12 protein-coding genes are annotated in these 18,448 nt (G+C 66.5%); 7 read left to right on the forward strand and 5 right to left on the reverse strand.

From position 1 onward, the window contains the following. Positions 1-843 (reverse strand): AraC family transcriptional regulator, encoded by an 843-nt coding sequence (locus AC1Z3O_RS17800; protein ID WP_483517014.1) that lies wholly within the window; start codon positions 841-843, stop codon positions 1-3. Positions 844-1,018: 175 nt separating this feature from the next. Here AC1Z3O_RS17800 and AC1Z3O_RS17805 point away from each other — a divergent pair, with 175 nt between their 5' ends. From AC1Z3O_RS17805 to AC1Z3O_RS17820, 4 genes are all read left to right on the forward strand, one after another. Further along, the gene (locus AC1Z3O_RS17805; protein WP_483517015.1) at positions 1,019-1,909 is read left to right on the forward strand and encodes an NAD(P)-dependent oxidoreductase; all 891 of its coding nucleotides are present in this window, start codon (positions 1,019-1,021) and stop codon (positions 1,907-1,909) included. 216 nt (positions 1,910-2,125) lie between these two features. Then, positions 2,126-3,778: an efflux transporter outer membrane subunit gene (locus AC1Z3O_RS17810; RefSeq protein WP_483517016.1), complete on the forward strand. Its 1,653-nt coding sequence runs from the start codon at positions 2,126-2,128 to the stop codon at positions 3,776-3,778. Next, complete coding sequence (locus AC1Z3O_RS17815; RefSeq protein ID WP_483517017.1) at positions 3,775-4,932, forward strand: efflux RND transporter periplasmic adaptor subunit; 1,158 nt, start codon at positions 3,775-3,777, stop codon at positions 4,930-4,932. Before AC1Z3O_RS17810 ends, AC1Z3O_RS17815 begins: the two co-directional genes overlap by 4 nt. 56 nt (positions 4,933-4,988) lie before the next feature. Further along, the gene (locus AC1Z3O_RS17820; RefSeq protein ID WP_483517018.1) at positions 4,989-8,081 is read left to right on the forward strand and encodes an efflux RND transporter permease subunit; all 3,093 of its coding nucleotides are present in this window, start codon (positions 4,989-4,991) and stop codon (positions 8,079-8,081) included. An 8-nt stretch (positions 8,082-8,089) separates the two neighbouring features. Here AC1Z3O_RS17820 and AC1Z3O_RS17825 read toward each other — a convergent pair whose 3' ends face one another. Together AC1Z3O_RS17825 and AC1Z3O_RS17830 are read right to left on the reverse strand one after the other, a co-directional pair. After that, complete coding sequence (locus tag AC1Z3O_RS17825; protein ID WP_483517019.1) at positions 8,090-9,310, reverse strand: RtcB family protein; 1,221 nt, start codon at positions 9,308-9,310, stop codon at positions 8,090-8,092. 120 nt (positions 9,311-9,430) lie between these two features. Continuing rightward, positions 9,431-10,198, reverse strand: a complete 768-nt coding sequence (locus AC1Z3O_RS17830; RefSeq protein WP_483517020.1) for a hypothetical protein — start codon at positions 10,196-10,198, stop codon at positions 9,431-9,433. 553 nt (positions 10,199-10,751) lie between these two features. On the opposite strand from AC1Z3O_RS17830, the gene AC1Z3O_RS17835 reads away from it, so the two are divergent. Then, positions 10,752-12,803 (forward strand): DUF262 domain-containing protein, encoded by a 2,052-nt coding sequence (locus tag AC1Z3O_RS17835; protein WP_483517021.1) that lies wholly within the window; start codon positions 10,752-10,754, stop codon positions 12,801-12,803. Between the two features lie 378 nt (positions 12,804-13,181). On the opposite strand, the gene AC1Z3O_RS17840 is transcribed toward AC1Z3O_RS17835, so the two are convergent. Continuing rightward, the gene (locus AC1Z3O_RS17840; protein ID WP_483517022.1) at positions 13,182-14,210 is read right to left on the reverse strand and encodes an AraC family transcriptional regulator; all 1,029 of its coding nucleotides are present in this window, start codon (positions 14,208-14,210) and stop codon (positions 13,182-13,184) included. A 396-nt stretch (positions 14,211-14,606) separates the two neighbouring features. On the opposite strand from AC1Z3O_RS17840, the gene AC1Z3O_RS17845 reads away from it, so the two are divergent. Both AC1Z3O_RS17845 and AC1Z3O_RS17850 read left to right on the forward strand, forming a co-directional pair. After that, the gene (locus AC1Z3O_RS17845) at positions 14,607-16,103 is read left to right on the forward strand and encodes a flavin-containing monooxygenase (RefSeq protein WP_483517023.1); all 1,497 of its coding nucleotides are present in this window, start codon (positions 14,607-14,609) and stop codon (positions 16,101-16,103) included. 41 nt (positions 16,104-16,144) lie between these two features. After that, on the forward strand, positions 16,145-17,086 hold the full coding sequence (locus AC1Z3O_RS17850) for an alpha/beta hydrolase (RefSeq protein WP_483517024.1): 942 nt from the start codon (positions 16,145-16,147) through the stop codon (positions 17,084-17,086). A gap of 58 nt (positions 17,087-17,144) precedes the next feature. On the opposite strand, the gene AC1Z3O_RS17855 is transcribed toward AC1Z3O_RS17850, so the two are convergent. Beyond that, positions 17,145-18,425, reverse strand: a complete 1,281-nt coding sequence (locus AC1Z3O_RS17855; protein ID WP_483517652.1) for a DUF445 domain-containing protein — start codon at positions 18,423-18,425, stop codon at positions 17,145-17,147. Between the last annotated feature and the right edge of the window lie 23 nt (positions 18,426-18,448).

The raw sequence follows: 18,448 nt of genomic DNA on the forward strand, positions 1-18,448 counted from the left end.
CTAGCTTCGCCGGCCACCCCTCCCCGTCACCGCTGCGGCCCACACTGCCGGCGTCAGTCCGTAGGCACGCTTGAAATGCCGCGACATATGGCTCTGGTCGGCGAAGCCCGCTTCCAGCGCCGCGACGCTGGCTGGCGTGCCGCCGGCCAGCAGGCGACGCACCAGGTCGAGCTGGCGCTGCGTGCGGAAGCGGCTGGGGCTGGTGCCGAACAGCGCGCGGAACTGGCGCGCGATGGTCCAGCGGTCCAGGCCGCTGGCGCGCTCTAGCACTTCGATGGCATGCCGGTCGGCCGGGCTCGCGGCGATCATCTCGCGCACGCGCTGCAGGGCATCGAGCGGCGGTGCCCCTGGCCGAGCCGGCGCGCCACCGCTGGCCGCCACCAGCAGGTTGGCCACCGCGACCGCGATCTCCACCCGAGCTAGTCCGTCGACCTCGCCTTCCAGGTCCCAGGCGCCCGCGGCAAACCCTTCGGGCAGCAGTTCGGCGTCCACCACTGGAGTGCGCGCGAAAGGCAGCGGCCGCCCGCCCAGCGCCTGCTGGATCAGGCCGGGATCCACGTAGACGATGCGGTAGCCGAAGCCGGCCTCGGTACCGGCGCCGCCGTCGTGCAGTTCGTCGGGATGCAGGATGTGGCACTGGCCTGGCAGGCAGACGCGCCGCTCGCCACGGTAGCGGAACGTCTGCACGCCGGCCGTGGTGACGCCGATGGCATAGGTGTCATGACGGTGCGGCGCGAAAGCCTGCCCGTGGAAAAAGGCCTCGGCACGCTCGATGCCCTCGCCGCCACGGCCCATCCGGAACCGGTTGCCGCCAGCGGCAACCCCTTGCGCACAATCGTTCAAGACACCTCCCGAGCCATCGTCCTAGAGTGGATCCAGCGCTGCCCAGGCACGCGCGAGGACGAGCACCGCCGGCGACACGGCGGGTGTCCAGCATAGCGCCGATCCGCCACGCAGGCACGCTTGCCGCAGCGTGATCCGGCATCGGGGAAAGGGAACACAAAGGGAACGTAAAGGAATGGAGAACGGCATGGCAATCGGTTTCATCGGCCTGGGCGTCATGGGCCACCCCATGGCGCTGAACCTGGCACGGGCGGGAACCCCGCTCATCGTCTGGAACCGCAGCGCGGACAGGTGCGAGCCGCTGCGCGCGGCCGGCGCCGCGGTGGCGGCCAGCGCCGACGCGCTGTTCGGGCAGGCCCGCATCGTCATCCTGATGCTCGCCAACGACGATGCGATCGACGCTGCACTGGGGCGGGCCACGCCCGCGTTCGGCGCCCGGGTGTCGGGCCATATCATCGTCAATATGGGCACCACCTCGGCGGAATTCTCGCGCGTGCTCGATGCCGACACCCGGGCCGCCGGCGGCCGCTACGTCGAAGCGCCCGTGTCGGGATCGCGCAAGCCGGCGGAGGCGGGACAACTGGTGGCGATGGTGGCAGGCGACGACGACAGCGTGGCCGAGGTATTGCCCTTGCTGCGTCCCATGTGCCACCAGGCGGTGGCGTGCGGCGCGGTGCCTTCGGCCTTGCTGATGAAGCTCGCGGTCAACCTGTTCCTGATCACCATGGTCACCGGCCTGGCCGAAGCGGTGCACTTCGCCGAACGGCACGGCCTGGACATGCAGCGCCTCCTGGAGGTGCTCGATGCCGGCCCGATGGCGAGCAGCGTGTCGCGGGTCAAGGCCGCCAAGCTTGTCGCCGGCGATTTCGACGTGCAGGCCTCGATCACGGACGTGCTGAAGAACAACCGTCTGGTCGCCGAAGCCGCGCGCGCCGCTGGCATCGCTTCACCACTGCTGGATGTCTGCCATGCGCTGTATGGCGAGACCCTGGCGCTGGGCCTGGCGCAGTCCGACATGGTGGCGGTGGTGCGGGCCATCGAGGCACGCACGGCTGCTGTGGAGTAGGCGTGCGACGCTCTGGCCACGCCAGCCGCAATTGCCGCAAAGTGCATGCCGCGCCCCAAAAGTGCCGTACCGTACAGGCGCCGTCGCCGTAAAGCGTTCGACGCGCCTCCTGTTCCGTAAATCCGCACGCACCAGCGCCGGCAAATTGCGCTAGTCTTGCCGAACGCAGATTCTTTCGCGGCCAGGTGCCTGCCCGGCCGCGCCGGGGGGAAGCGGATGGGCGGCGTGCCGGGTGGTGTCGCCTGCCAGCATTTCGGGCAGCGCGCATGGAAAGCGGCGGTGGTTTGCGCGGCAACTGCCACGCTAGCGGCTTGCGCCGTGGGCCCTGACTACCACTCGCCCGCGCCGCCGCCGGGCGAGCGCGTCACGCCCGCGCCGCTGCCCGAGCAGACCGTGGCCACGCCCGGCATGCCCGCCGATGCCGGCGCCGCGCAGCGCTTTGTCACCGCGCAACAGGTTCCGGGCGAATGGTGGTCGCTCTTCCACTGCGCGCCGCTCGACGACCTGATCCACGAAGCGCTCGCCAACAGCCCGAACCTGGCCGCTGCACGCGCGGCGCTGCGCCAGGCGCGCGAGAACTACCGCGCCACCGCGGGCGGCAAGCTGCTGCCGAGTTTCGATGGACAACTGGGTGCGCAGCGCTCACGCATCTCGGGACTGAATTTCGGCTTGCCCGGCGTCAGCGAGGAGTTCAACCTCTACAACGCCTCGGTCAATGTGTCCTACACGCTGGACCTGTTCGGCGGCACGCGGCGCGAGCTGGAGGCACTGCGCGCGCAGATCGACTTCCAGCAATTCCAGTGGCAGGCCGCCTACCTGGCGCTGACCGCCAATCTCGTCACCGCTGCCGTCAAGGAAGCATCGCTGCGCGCGCAGATCGACGCGACGCAGCGCATCGCCGCCGACCAGCAGCAGCAGCTCGACCTGCTGACCCGCCAGTTCGAGCTGGGTGGGGTCAACCAGTCCGCGGTGCTGCAGCAGCGCACCACGGTGGCCCAGACGCGCGCCACGCTGCCGCCGCTGCAGCAGGCACTGGAGCAGACCCGCCACCAGCTCGCCGTGCTGGCCGGCAGGCCGCCCAGCACCGAGACGCTGCCGCGCTTCCAGTTGTCCGATTTCTCCTTGCCGCGCGAGCTGCCGGCCAGCCTGCCTTCCGAACTGGTGCGGCAGCGCCCCGACATCCTGGCCGCCGAGGCCCTGCTGCACCAGGCCAGCGCCAATGTCGGCGTGGCCACCGCCGCCATGTATCCCAAGCTGACGCTGACCGGCAGCTACGGTGCCGTCGCGCTGACGCCGGCGGGCCTGTTCCAGTCCGCCAACACGGTGTGGAGCCTGGGCGCCGGCCTGACGCAACCGCTCTTCCATGGCGGCCAGCTCAATGCACAGCGCCGCGCGGCGGTGGCGGCCTTCGACCAGGCCAACGCCCAATACCAGCAGACCGTGCTGCAGGCCTTCCAGAACGTGGCCGATGCCCTGCGCGCGCTCGACAACGATGCGCACGCGCTGTCCGCCCAGGCGGAGGCCGCCAGCGCGGCCCTCGCCTCGCTGGAACTGAGCCAGCAGCAGTACCGGCTGGGCGCGGTCAGTTACCTGACGCTGCTCGACGCGCAGCGCCAGCACCAGCAGACCGTGCTGAGCCTGGTGCAGGCGCAGGCGGCCCGCTATGCCGACACGGCCGCCCTGTACCAGGCGGTTGGCGGCGGCTGGTGGAACGCGCAGCAGGATGCCGACGTCAGGCCCGCCGCCCGGGTCGACCACACCGGCCAAAGCCATGGCGATGCCAGCGGCAATGGCCAGGCGGCGGCCGGGCCGCACGAGCCACACGAGACGCAGGCCAGGGCAACGCTGCCCGTGGAGAACAAGCAATGAAGAAACGCATGACGATCATGCTGGTCTGCGTGGGGCTGCTGCTGGCTGCGCTGGTCGGCTTCAACCTGTTCAAGGCGTTCATGTTCAAGAAGTTCATGGCAAGCAACGCCGCGCCGCCGGCCACGGTCAGCGCCACGCGCGCCGCCTACCAGGTCTGGCAGCCGCAGCTTTCGGCGGTGGGTAGCCTGCGCGCGGTGCGCGGCGTGGACGTGACCACCGAGATCGCCGGCCTGGTGCGCCAGGTCCACTTCGTCTCGGGCGCCGAGGCGCACGCGGGCCAGGTGCTGGTGCAGCTCAACGCCGACTCCGATGTGGCGCAGCTGCAGGCGCTGCAGGCCGCTGCGGAACTGGCGCAGACCGTCTATGACCGCGACAAGGCGCAGTACGACATCAAGGTGATCGCCAAGGCCACGCTCGACGCCGACACCGCCGACCTCAAGAGCAAGCGCGCGCAGGTGGAGCAGCAGGCCGCCATCGTCGCCAAGAAGACCATCCGCGCGCCCTTCGCCGGCAAGCTCGGCATCACCAAGCTCAATCCCGGCCAGTACCTCAATCCCGGCGACGCCATCGTCACGCTGCAGGCCATCGATCCCATCTACGCCGATTTCACGCTGCCGCAGCAGGACATCGGCCAGCTCGCCGTGGGCCAGCCGGTCAGCGCCGAAAGCAACGCCTACCGCGGCGTCGCCTTCACCGGCAAGATCACCTCGATCAACCCGAAGGTGGACACCGCCACGCGCAACGTGCAGGTGGAGGCGCTGCTGGAGAACCATGCGGGCAAGCTTCTGCCGGGCATGTACGTGACCGTCAAGATCGATGTGGGCACCCCGCAGCGCCATCTGACGCTGCCGCAGACGAGCATCAGCTACAACCCGTATGGCGCCACCGTCTTCACCGTGCAGCCGGCGCCGGCGCCCAAGCCGGGCGAGGCCGCGCCGCCCGCGCCAGGCGGTAAGCCGCTGCCCGTCGCGCAGCAGGTCTTCGTCACGGTCGGGTCCACGCGCGGCGACCAGGTCGCCATCGAGAAAGGACTGGCCGAAGGCACGCAGGTGGTCACCAGCGGCCAGCTCAAGCTCAAGAACGGCACGCGGCTGGTGATCGACAACCGGGTGCAGCCGGCGGACTCCCCCAATCCGGCGCCGCAGGAACAGTAAGCCGCAACGCCACACAGCCACAACGAGCCACAGCAAGCCACAGCGAGCGTGCCGCGATGAACTTCACCGACATCTTCATCAAGCGTCCGGTGCTGGCCACGGTGGTCAGCCTGCTGATCCTCGTGCTCGGCCTGCGCTCGCTGGCCGACCTGCCCGTCAGCCAGTATCCGCATACCGAAAACGCCGTGGTCACCGTGACCACCTACTACTACGGCGCCAACGCCGACACCGTGGCCGGCTTCATCACCCAGCCGCTGGAGGCGGCCATCGCGCAGGCCCAGGGCATCGACTATATGTCCTCGACCAGCGCCAGCGGCGTCTCCACCATCACCTGCACGCTGCGGCTGAACTACGACGCCAACCGCGCCCTGACCGAGATCAGCACGCAGATCAGCTCGGTGCGCAACCAGCTGCCGCCCCAGTCGCAGCAGCCGGTGGTCACGGTGCAGGTGGGCCAGACCACCGACACCATGTACATGGGCTTCTATAGCGACGTCCTGCCGGACAACAGCGTGACCGACTACCTGCTGCGCGTGGTCAAGCCCAAGCTCGACTCGGTGGAAGGCGTGCAGACCGCGGAAATCCTCGGCGCGCGCCAGTTCGCGCTGCGCGCCTGGCTGGATCCGCAGCGCCTGGCCGCCTTCGGCGTGACCGCGGCCGACGTCTATGCGGCGCTGACCAACAACAACTACCTGGCCGCGCTGGGCACGACCAAGGGACAGATGGTCAGCGTGGACATGACCAGCAATACCGATCTGCACAGCGTCGACGAATTCAAGCAGCTCGTGGTGAAGTCGGTCGACGGCGCGCTGGTGCGCCTGCAGGACGTTGCCACCGTCGTGCTGGGCGCCGACAACTACAACTTCAGCGTCGCCTTCAGCGGCAAGCGCTCGGTCTTCATCGGCATCAAGACCGCACCGAAAGCCAATGTGCTCGACGTGGCCGAGCGCGTGCGCACGCTCTTTCCCACCATCCAGGCGCAGCTGCCCACCGGCCTGACCGGCAAGATCGTCTATGACGCCACCGAATTCGTGAACACCGCGATCCGCGAGGTGATCAAGACCCTGGTCGAGGCGCTGCTGATCGTCACCCTGGTGATCTTCCTCTTCCTGGGCAGCTTCCGTGCGGTGATCATCCCCATCATCGCCATGCCGCTGTCGCTGGTCGGCACCTTCTTCGTGATGCTGGTGCTGGGCTACTCCATCAACCTGCTCACGCTGCTCGCCTTGGTGCTGGCCATCGGCCTGGTGGTGGACGACGCCATCATCGTGGTGGAGAACGTGGACCGCCACATGAAGGAAGAAGGCCGCCCCCCGCTGGAGGCCGCACTGATCGCCGCGCGCGAGCTGGGCGGCCCGATCGTTGCCATGACCGTAGTACTCGTGGCGGTGTACGCGCCGATCGGCTTCCAGGGCGGACTGACCGGCGCGCTGTTCACCGAGTTCGCCTTCACGCTGGCCGGCGCGGTGACGGTTTCCGGCGTGGTGGCGATGACGCTTTCGCCGATGATGTGCGCGCGCTTCTTCCGCGCCGAGCAGGAATCCGGGCGCTTCGTGCAGTTCATCGACCGTCAGTTCGACCGCGTGCACCACGGCTACCGCCGCCTGCTGTCGAGCCTGCTCGACACCTGGGTGGTGCTGGTGGTGATGGGTGCGCTGCTGTTGGCGGGCGCGGTCTACCTGTTCCTGACCTCCAAGTCGGAGCTGGCGCCGCAGGAAGACCAGGGCATCGTGCTGTCGCAGCTCGTGGGGCCGCCCAATGCCACCATCCAGCAGATGCAGACCTACGCCGACCAGATCTTCGCGCTGTCCAAGACCCTGCCTGAGTACGCGCAGATGTTCCAGCTCACCGGCACGCCCACGCTCAACCAGGGCATCGGCGGCGTGCTGATGACACCCTGGGACAAGCGCAGCCGCGGCGCGTTGGAGCTGCAGCAGGAGCTGCAGAAGAGGTGGGACACCATTGCCGGCGCGCGCGTGGCGGCCTTCCAATTCCCGCCGCTGCCCGGCGCGCGGGGCCTGCCGATCCAGTTCGTCATCAACACCACCGAGCCCTTCCAGAACCTGAACGAGGTCTCGCAGGCGGTGCTCGCCAAGGCGCTCGCCAGCGGCATGTTCTTCTTCGTCGACAGCGATCTCAAGCTCGACAAGCCGCAGAGCACGGTGACCGTCGACCGCGACAAGGTTGCCTCGCTCGGCCTGACCCAGGCCAACGTCGGCGCCAGCCTCACCGCGGCGCTGGGCGGCGGCTACGTCAACTACTTCTCCCTCGCCGGGCGCTCATACAAGGTGATTCCGCAGGTACTGCAGGTGGACCGGCTCAATCCTTCGCAGATCCTCAATTACTACATCAACACCCCGGACGGCAGCGTGGTACCGGCCTCCACCGTGGCCCGGCTGGAGCACAGCGTGGTGCCGGAGTCCATCAACCACTTTCAGCAGCTGAACTCCGCCACCATCTCCGGCGTACCCGTGCCCGGCACCACGGAGGGCGAGGTGCTGGCCGCGCTGCGCCAGATGACCAATGAAGTGGCGCCGAGCGGCTATTCGATCGACTACGCCGGCCCCTCGCGCCAGTACACGCAGGAATCCGGCGGCTTTGTCATCTCGCTGCTGTTCGCCACCATCATCGTGTTCCTGGTGCTGGCCGCGCTGTTCGAAAGCTTCCGCGACCCGGTGGTGATCCTGGTCTCGGTACCGATGGCGCTGTTCGGCGCGCTGATCTTCATCAATCTGGGGCTGGCCACACTGAACATCTACACGCAAGTGGGACTGGTCACGCTGATGGGGCTGATCAGCAAGCACGGCATCCTGATCGTGCAGTTCGCCAACGAACTGCAGCGCGCCGGGCAAAGCAAGCGTGCGGCGCTGGAGCACGCCGCCTCGGTGCGACTGCGCCCCATCCTGATGACGACCGCCGCCATGGTGGTGGGCGTGGTGCCGCTGGTGATCGCCTCCGGCGCCGGCGCGGCCGGGCGCCGCGCCATGGGGCTGGTGATCTTCACGGGGATGTCCATTGGCACGCTCTTCACGCTGTTCGTGGTGCCGGCGATGTACATGTTCCTGGCCGCGGACCACCATCACGAAGCGCGCAAGGCAGGGGCCATCGCAGAGGAGGCTGAGCAGCCGCAGACACCGGCCGTGCCGTAGCGCGGCGGCTAGCCCTTCACACAAACAACCTGGCGCAGCGTGTGGACGATCTCCACCAGGCTTTGCTGCGCCCGCATCACCGCCTCGATGTCCTTGTAGGCCATCGGCGTCTCGTCGACCACGCCGGCATCCTTGCGGCATTCCACCCCCGCCGTGGCGCGCGCGTGGTCGGCCACGGTGAAGCGGCGCTTGGCCTCGGTGCGGCTCATCGCGCGGCCGGCGCCGTGGCTGCAGGAGCAGAAGCTCTCTTCGTTGCCCAGGCCGCGCACGATAAAGCTCTTGGCCCCCATCGAGCCCGGGATAATGCCGAGCTGCCCCTTCTGCGCCGACACCGCGCCCTTGCGCGTGACGTACACCTGCGCGCCGAAGTGCTCCTCCTTCTGCACATAGTTGTGGTGGCAGTTGACCGCATGCTCGTCGATGCCGAAGGGCCGCCCCAGCGCCTGCCGCGCCGCGCGCAGCACAGAGTCCATCATCACCAGGCGGTTGTGCCGCGCAAAGTCCTGCGCCCAGCCGACCGCCTCCACGTAGTCGTCGAAATGCGTGCTGCCTTCGCGGAAGTAGGCCAGGTTGCGGTCAGGCAGGTTGGCGAGGTGGTTGCGCATATCGGCCTGCGCCAGCTCGATGAAGAGCGTGCCGATGGCATTGCCCACGCCGCGCGAGCCGCTGTGCAGCATGAACCAGACGCTGCCCGCCTCGTCCAGGCAGACCTCGATAAAGTGGTTGCCCGTGCCGAGCGTGCCCAGGTGCACATGGTTGTGGGTGCGCGCCAGCTTAGGATACTTTTCGACGAGGCGGCGAAAGCCCGGCTGCAGCGCACGCCAGGCCTCGTCCACCGGCTGCGGCGGGCGGTCCCACGCGCCGGGGTCGCGCTTGCCGGGCGAGCGGCCGTGCGGCACCGCGCGCTCGATCGCCCCGCGCAGGCCGGCCAGCGAATCGGGCAGGTCCTCCGCCTTCAAGGTGGTGCGCACCGCCATCATGCCGCAGCCGATATCCACGCCCACCGCCGCCGGGATGATGGCGCCCTGCGTCGGGATCACGCTGCCGATGGTGGAGCCCTTGCCCAGGTGCACGTCCGGCATCACGGCGACGTGGTGAAAGATGAAGGGCAGGCTGGCGGTGTTCTGCAGCTGCCGGCGGGCCTCATCTTCCACCGGGACGCCCTGGGTCCACATCTTGATCGGCTTGCCGTCGGGGACGATCAGCAACTCATGGTCCAGCCGGCTCATTTCACTTCCCTACTTCGTTTCCTGGCGCAACCATCAGTATGCGCCCGGTGAGCCGGTCCGCGCCACATAGGCGGTAGCGGGCCGCGGGACAGCCTCAGGCCCGGCCGCCGCCGGCCGGCTTCAGCGCGCGAGGTCCGGCCAGGCGAATGCCACCACCGCGTCGGTGCGGGCGTCTTCTCCCGGTACGCTGGTGAGCCGCATGCGCCGGGGCGAAAGCCCCGCATCGCTGCGGAATGCATCGAGGGCGGCCTCCGGCCCGGCCGCGCACAGCCAGGCCGGCTTCACGACGCTCTTATCCACCAGGGATGCGAGATCGGTACGGATCCTGCCTGCCAGCCGTGCGACGTCGGCGTCGTCGTATTGCAGCAGGATGCAGCTTGCATCGAGGGTGGCGAGCTCGCGCAGGATCAGCAGACGGTGGCCGCTGGCGTGCTCCGGTCCGTCGCCGCCCAAGGTGGCTCGCACCAGGATGGCCAGCGCATTGGCCAGGCCGCGCGCGCCCGCCAGGATCCAGCATCCGGCGCGCACCGTCGGCAAATGCCGCGCGCTGCCGGACACCAGCGCCACCTCGAGCCGGCCGGCATGGCGCGCATTGCGCATGGCCTGGACCGGCCCCATCGCATTCCAGGCGGCACCGCCCGACTCTCCGGCGAGCCGCACGGCGTCGACCAGATGCACAACCACGTCGGTCCGCGCCGGCCTCTCATCCGCCAGCTGCCACTCGAGCCCGCCGTCCAGATCATGGCAGTCCGCCAGCACGTCCCGCAGCTCCGGCTCGGAGAATCCCCAGCGCTGGATCGCGATGCGCGCTGGCCCGGCGGGCTCCGGCGCGTGCCCCCCGCCGTGCACGCCGAAACGGGTAGCGGGAATGAGATCGCTGCATGCCATGGCCGGCTCCTGAGTCTCAGTCGGATGCCAGTCTCCGGGGCGAACCGGTGATCCGTCTGCTCGCTTGTCCACACAGCATCCGCATCCCTCGACCAGGCCACCCGAACGGGGGATGCGCGCGCTCGAGACAAACCATCAGGGATGCCATCGCTCATGATCAGACATATCGGGGCAGACCGCTATAGCAATCTGTGCGCGCGACGCCCGCATCGGCGGCCCAGTGCGCGGGGGCGGAAAAGAGGATAGGCCTTGCCGGCACGCCGCCGGAAATGCTGAGCGCAGCCGATCCGCCGCGGCGCATGCGGGGCGCGCTCAAGCCCTGGCACCGCCGCGGGAATATGGCAATTGGATATCCCTTCATAGGCCAGCACCAAGCCATCGGACAAGCAGCGCAAGACCCATTCCCCGCCTAAGTCCACCGCGCACGGGCATACTATGCAAATGTGCAGCGCAATGCACCAACGAGCTGGTAGCCGCCTGGCGGCACGCCATTGCCGCGGGACGCGCCACAACGGTCATCAACGAATCAGCGGAACACAAGCAACAGCAAATCATGCAGCAGGTTTCCATACTCCGGCAAACCGGATCCGACACCACAACCAGCGCGAACCACGAGGCGATGAACGACGTCGTGAACACGCCGCCATGGGGCGCGCAGTTGCTCACCTTGCCTCAGATCTTCACAGACCACCTGTTCACCGTGCCCGACTATCAGCGCGGCTACGCCTGGGACGAAAAACAAGTGGAAGAGTTGCTCAAGGACGTCACGCACCTGATGCGCGATGGTGCGGCAACGCGGCACTACACCGGCACCCTCGTCCTCAGCCGCCCGGCCGGCCTCGATTGCGGAGAATTTCACGTCGTCGACGGCCAGCAACGCCTGACGACGCTGGTGATCTTCCTGCACGCTCTTGCGGGACACATGCCCCCGGAGCAGGGCCGCGCCATGAGGGCGCTGTACCAGCGCCGGGGCGAAACCGGCAGCGACCGCGCGGTACTGCGCCTGAACGCCGACACGCGCGCCTTCTTCGAGCGGGTCGTGCTCGGCGACGGCAATCTCGCGAACGAACCGGCCACGCTGGAAGCGCACGAGAGGCTGCTGACGGCGCGGAAACTGATCCAGGCCTGGCTGCAGAACCAAGGGAAGGTCCCCGGCGTTATCGAAGCGATCCGCCAGACCGTTGAAAGCAAGCTCGGCTTCCTCGTCTACGCACCGAGCGAGGATGCGGAGACCGGCATCATGTTCGAGGTCATCAATAACCGAGGCAAGCCGCTGAGTGAGCTTGAAAAGGTCAAGAACTACCTGATCTATTGCAGCGTCAAGCTGAAGGCAGACACGCTGCGCGCCGACATCGACCGGGACTGGTCCACCATCCTCCGCAACCTCAATACCGCGCGCAAAACCAGTCCCGCCGAGGAAGGCGCGTTCCTGCGCTATTGCGTTGCCGTTCACTTCAAGCTGAACAAGACGGACAGCCAATATGGCTACGACGAACTGAAGAAGCGCCTGCAGATCGACGCCGCGCTGTCCGACCCTGGCGGCAAGCCCGACCTGATCGACCAGATCTCGTCCTTCATCGACTTCATGCGCGCGGCCGCCCTGTGGTATGCCCGCCTGTACGGCAAGCAGCACGACAACCTGCCGCCGGCGCTCGTTACCGAACTGAACCTGATCCGTGCGCAGGAGCGGCAAGCTTCCATCATGCCGCTCTTTCTGGCCTTGGTAATCAAGCCGAACAGCGATGCTGGACGGCTACCTGCTCTGCTCCGGCTGCTGGAGATCCTGAACTTCCGCGTCTATATGGCGCGTAACATGACCGCCCGCAACGACAGCGGCCAGGGCGATCTGTATGGCTATGCCGCCCGCTACTATCACGATGAACTGCTCGCCGACCTGACGGAGGAGCAGCGCGACCTGGGCCGCGCGGAGATCTCCAGCCAGCAGGATGCGCTCGAGTTCCGCCTTGTTGAATTCATCTTCAAGTACGCCCCGGATTCGCTGTACCGCGAGTCATTCCAGCTGCCGGAAGGCAGTCCGAATGACTTCTATGGCTGGCGCGGACTGCGCTACTTCCTGATGAACTATGAACAGGATCTCCAGCCACACAAGACCATCGACATCGACCAGATCACCTTGTCGCGCAGTGAGGGCCGCTCGGCCGACTACCTGTCCGTTGAGCACGTCTGGGCGCGCGAGAACCGCAATCAACCCGGGGAAAACGACCGCAATGTCGACGAGTTCGAGAAGCGCCGCCTCGGCAATTTCGTGCTGCTGGAATTGCGGCTGAACATCCAGGGCGGCAATGACGGCATCGAGGAGAAAATCCCTCGGTACCTCAAGGGTTTTGACGACGAACCGCCGACCGATCTCGAGCAGGTGCGCAAAATGGTGAGCTCCGCAAAAGCCGCCATCAAGGCGCTCGAAAACCGCAACCGCAGCAAGAACTACTTCCTCGACGTGTACCGCAACCTGAACGATCAGCAGGAAAAGCGCTACCTCAAGTTCGCGGAGAAACGCTGGTCCATCAAGGACTACGCCTGCTACAGGAAGCTCGAGCAGGAGGCCAGGGCCGAAGCCGAACAAGCGGCCGAACAGGAGGAATAAGGCGGGGTGAGGCCCCGCGGGGGCGCCGCCTATCCCCTCGCCATCCGCCACAGCTCAGCTGCGTGCGACAGCAGGTACAGCACGCAGCCGACCAATCCGCCAATTGCTGCCAGGCGGAAGGCGGCCCTGCGTGGAAATCACACCGCCAATAGTGGAGCCGCTGCCAAGGCTCACACGGGGCATCATGCCCAGCGCCAAGCAAGCGCCGATGGACTGCCGCACCGTCGCCCCCCGGCGGGAGGTCGAGCGCCCGGTTTGGACGGGTGTTACGCGGCCTGCATCCAGCTGGCCTCTCGCTTGACCTTCCCGCAATCGCGCAACAGCAATCAACGCGCGTACTGGCGAGCGGATCGACGCGAAACGATCCACGCGCCCAGGTCACCCAGGCGAGCCGCAACGATAATCGGATGGAGTCATCCCATTGTCCCGCCGGAACGCCCGGCTGAAATTGGCAACATCGGTAAAGCCGAGCCGATAGGCAATCTGTGAGATCGGGAGCTCCCCCTGGAGAAGCAGCCTGCGCGCGCGTTCATTGCGTACTTGAATGGCAAGGTCGCGGAAGCTGCTCTCCTCCTTCTTCAGGTAACGGTCAAGGGTGCGCGCCGAGGTACCGAGAAAACGGGCGAGCTCTTCCAGCGTAGGCTGGCTGTCCTCCGCCTCGTTCAGCATCATGACAACCCATTCGGTCCAGCTTCCTTGCTTACCGACCTTCTGCAATAGCTCCTTGCATCGCGCCACCGCCACGCGCACGGCATGATCGTCTGCCATCGGCAGCGGTGCGTCCAGGCTCCAGGTATCCGCGACTATGCGGATTTCGGGCAACGGCGACGCGGCAAAATGCACGCGCGCAGGCGCCAGCTCCCGATAGCGGGACACGTGCCGAGGCGCCGGCATCGACATGTAGATGTCGTAGACGGAGGAGGGGTTCCGCAATAGGGACTTGCATTGCTGATGCGTGGCTACCACAAGCAATTCCTGGAGCAGGCCCAGTGTTTCCTTTCGCATGGACAGCGTCGGCCGGTAGATGATCTCCGCGCGGTTGCCTGTGCGCTGATAGATCATCCTGAACATGGGATTCATGATCCGGAAGTAGCGGGAACTCAGGCGCAGCAGCTGATCGAGGCTGGAGGACGAGAGCATGGCGTACCCCAGCATATCGTGTGAGCTCAACTTGAGGCAGCGCCCCCATTCGAAGCCGATCTCGCTACTGCCGGTCAGGCGCAGACCCTCCGCCAACAGGCGATCGACTTGCCGGGTTGTGAGCCAGGCATCCGTTTCCTTGAAGCGATCTGGATCCATCTTTGCGGCACGGAGCAGTTCGCTCAGTGACGTGCCCGTGGATTTCAGATAGTCGTCCAGCAACAAGAAATAGCGTGCCGGTACGACCGGAATGGCGGAGGCGTTCATTCTCATGTACCCGACGTGGAATTTGCATCGATCTGCGGCGCCACAGCAGTGTCAGGAAATGATAGACCGCTGTCTGGAAATGACAAGCCGGACTTGCATCCACTCGACAGAATGGGGATCAACGAGAACCGCGTCCCGCCGCCCAGGCGAGGCAACGCGCAAGGAGACAGATCATGTTGTTCGACACCCTCGACACCGCTTGGCGTCGCGCGCCAAGCTGGCGATGGAGGCCGCCGGCGCGCAGATCGGCCTGATCGCCATCTGCCCGAGGAATCTCTGCGCGCCGATCGCTGCTACGCGCCTTGCGCGCTTCACGCCCCTCGTGCGCCCACATGCCCATCTTCGACGTTCGCAGTTCGCTGTTCCTATCGACAAGAATGTAAGGAGACAAACCTCATGAGCGAAAACGCTTCTCAGCCATCGCCGCAAGCCACAGAGCACGTGGACGTACTGATCATCGGCGCGGGCATCTCCGGCCTGGGAGCCGCATACCATCTGCGCCATCGGTTTCCACATCGAAGCTTCGTCGTGCTCGAAGCCATGGACGGCTTCGGTGGCACATGGTGGACGCACCGCTATCCAGGCGCACGCTCCGATAGCGACCTGCACACCTATGGCTATGCCTTCAAGCCTTGGAAAGGAAAGTCGATCGCCACATCCGATGAAATCCGCAAGTATCTCGACGAGATCATCTGCGAGAACCATCTCGACCAGCACATCCGCTATGGGCACCGCGTGAACTCGGCAAACTGGTCCTCGGAAGACAGGTGTTGGACCGTCGACGTGACCCGGCTGGAGACCGGAGAACGGCTGCGCCTGACCGCCGGCTTCCTCTGGCTCTGCCAGGGCTACTACAACCATGAGAAGGGCTACACGCCAGAGTGGCCGGGCATGGAGCGCTACCAGGGGCTCGTGATTCATCCGCAGCACTGGCCCGAGGACTTGGACTATTCCGGAAAGCGCATCGTCGTGATCGGTTCAGGCGCGACGGCCGCAACCCTCATTCCGGCGCTGGCCGGCAGCGCCAAGCACGTCACGATGCTGCAGCGCTCCCCGACCTTCTTCTCCGCCCAGCCGTGGGACCACGAACTTGCCGCTCCCCTGCGGGCCCTGAACATTCCCGAAGAGTGGACACATGAGATCCTTCGACGCGCCCATATCGCCAAGGGCGCGGAAATCACCAGGATGTCGTTCGAGGAGCCGGAGGCGCTGCGCCAGTTCCTCATTGACGAGACACGCGCCCACCTTCCCGAAGGCTTCGACGTCGACAAGCACTTCAATCCTCGTTACCGTCCGTGGCAACAGCGGGTCGCCGTCGTTCCCGACGGGGACATGTTCAAGGCGATCAGCCGCGGCGACGCGTCCGTCGTCACGGACTCGATCGAATGCTTCGACGAAACGGGCATCGTCTTGACGTCGGGGGGGCACCTGGAAGCGGATATCGTCGTCACGGCGACGGGCTTCAACCTGCATCTCTTCGGTGGCATCGAGTTCGGCGTGGATGGCGTTCCGGTGGACTTTGCCGAGCAGGTCACGTACCGGGGCGTGATGATCAGCGGCGTGCCGAACATGGCTTACGTCATGGGTTACTTCCGTTCAAGCTGGACCTTGCGAGCGGATATGGTGAGCGAGTTCGTTTGCCGCCTGCTCGATAACATGGAGAAGAAAGGGGCGGCAGAAGTGTTGCCCACGCTGCGCCCCGAAGATGCCGACATGGAGCGCCTGCCATGGTCCAGGCCGGAGAATTTCAATGCGGGCTATGTCATGCGGTCGCAGCACCTGATGTATCGCCAGGGGGATCGCGCGCCGTGGACCCACATGCATGAGTACTACGAAGAGCGCGAGACGCTGCCGAACGCCAATCTTGACGACGGCGTCCTCATTTACCGCTGAACTACCGCTGACCCCTTTTCCCCAATGTCCAGGAGGAACCCATGCCATTAGACCCGCACCTCGCCGCAGTCCTCGATTCGATTACCCAATCGGCCGAAACCAAGATGCACGAAGGCACGCCCGGCGAGGCACGTGCCGGCTATCTGGCCCTGAGCCATGGTTCAAGAACGCCGGAGCAGATCGTGCCGGTGGCCAGCGTGGAAGACATCGAGGTTCGCGGCGCCACCGGCAAGCTGCGGGCAAGAGTCTACCGCCCCGATGGCCAGGGCCCCTTCCCCACCATCGCGTTCTTCCACGGAGGCGGCTGGGTCATCGGTGACCTCGACACCCACGACAATATGAGCCGCGACATCTGCCGCGGCTGTGGCGCTGTCGTGGTCTCCGTCGACTACCGGCTCGCGCCGGAGCACCCCTTCCCGGCAGCTGCCGACGATGCACTGGCCGCAGCGCGGTGGGTGATCGAGCACGCTGCAGACCTCGGCGGCGATGGCACTGTGGCCGTGGCGGGCGACAGCGCGGGCGGCAACCTCTCTGCCGTGGTCGCGCAGCAACTTCACGCGGACGGCGTTCAGCTTGCCGGCCAGTTCCTGATCTACCCCGCCGTCGACCATCCCGACGCCGGCCATCCCTCGATGACCGAGAACGGAACAGGGTATTTCCTCGATCAAGCGATGATGGAATGGTTCTATCGCCACTATGCTGGCGAGTGGGGCGAGGCGAAGGATCCGCGGCTCGCGCCCATGCACGCCGCGAGTCTCTCCGGGTTGCCTCCAGCCGTGATCGTGACGGCGGAGTTCGATCCCCTGCGCGATGAGGGCGAGGCCTACGGCCAGGCACTGCGCGCCGCCGGGGTGCCTGCCCATGTCAAACGATACGACGGCATGATCCACGGCTTCTTCGACATGGGACGATGGTCGCCCGCGGCACAGAGCGCCATTGCGGAAAGCTGCAGACGGTTCGGCGAGGTGCTGCGCGGCGATTGAGCTTGCAGGGAAAGCGATGCACCCTCGCGGTACATCGCTTCCATGAATTCCGCGGCGCCTACCCCGCCGCCATCCGCCACAGCTCGGCCGCGTGCGAGAGCAGGTAAAGCACGCAGCCGACCATCCCGCCCACCACGGTGCCGTTGATGCGGATGCGCTGCAGGTCCTTGCCGATGTTCAGTTCGATCACTCTCGCCATCTCGGCAGCGTTCCAGTTGCGCACGGTATCGCGGATATGGCGCGTGAGGAATTCCGAGAAGTCCGGCGCCATGCCGCGCGCGGCGTCCTCCAGTTGTGCGTTGAGCGAGGCCCGCAGCGCCGGGTCATCCGCCAGCGTGCGCCCCAGCCAGCCGGCGGCCTCCACCGTGCGGGCGCGCAGCATGGAATCGGCACTGTCCAGATCGCGCTTGAGCCAGCCGCGCAGCTCCGACCAGAGCTGGCCGACATAGGTGTTGAGCGTGTCATCGTCCTGCACGTAGCGCTTGATTTCCTCGGCCTTGGCCAGGAAGGCCGGATCGTGCTTGAGGCGCTCGATGAGCCGGCCCGCCGCCTCGTCGAAGCGCCTGCGCAGCGTGTGCTCGCGGTCATTGCCGACCTGGTCCAGCACGCCCTTGACCGCGCTGGCGATCAGTTCCGAGCCGTTGGCACCGATCCACTCCGAGGGCAGCACCTTCTCCTTGAGCGGATGCTCACGCTTGAGCCACTCGACGATGCGGTCCGCGATGAAGGTCTGCGTCTGCGGCTGGCGCAGCAGGGCGATCAACTGCTCGATGCCGGCGTCCAGCAGCTCCTGGTGCCGCCCGTCGCGCGTCAGGCTCTCCAGCACCATGCCGGCAGAGCGCGACCAATCCACCTTGCCGATGGCCGCGCGCACCGCCTCGCGGACAAAGCCCTGGATACGCGCATCCTCCATCACGTCGAGCGCACCGCCCATCAGCCTGACCGCATAGCCGCCGAGCCGCCCCGCATTGGCCGGCGAGGCCAGCCAGTCCGTCACGCGCTGCGCGGGATCGTGCTTGCGGATCAGCCCGACGAGCGAGGCATCGTCCAGGAAGCGCTCCTTGACGAAGGCTGCCAGGTTGTCGGCGATCTCGTCCTTGTGCGCGGGAATGATGGCGGTGTGCCGCGACAGCACGGGAATGGGCACACGCCGGAACAGCGCCACCACGGCGAACCAGTCCGCCAGCGCGCCGACCATAGCCGCCTCGGCAATGGCCTTGACCCAGTTGACGCCAAAGCCCGGCGGCAGCCAGGCCGTCACCACGAAAACCACCGCCGAGGCCGCCAGCAGGGCCGTGGCGCGGGCCTTGCTGCGCTTGAGTTCTGCTTCCTTGTCCATCTCGAAGTGACAGGGTGATCGAG

The organism is Cupriavidus sp. 09_S30 (assembly GCF_056930435.1).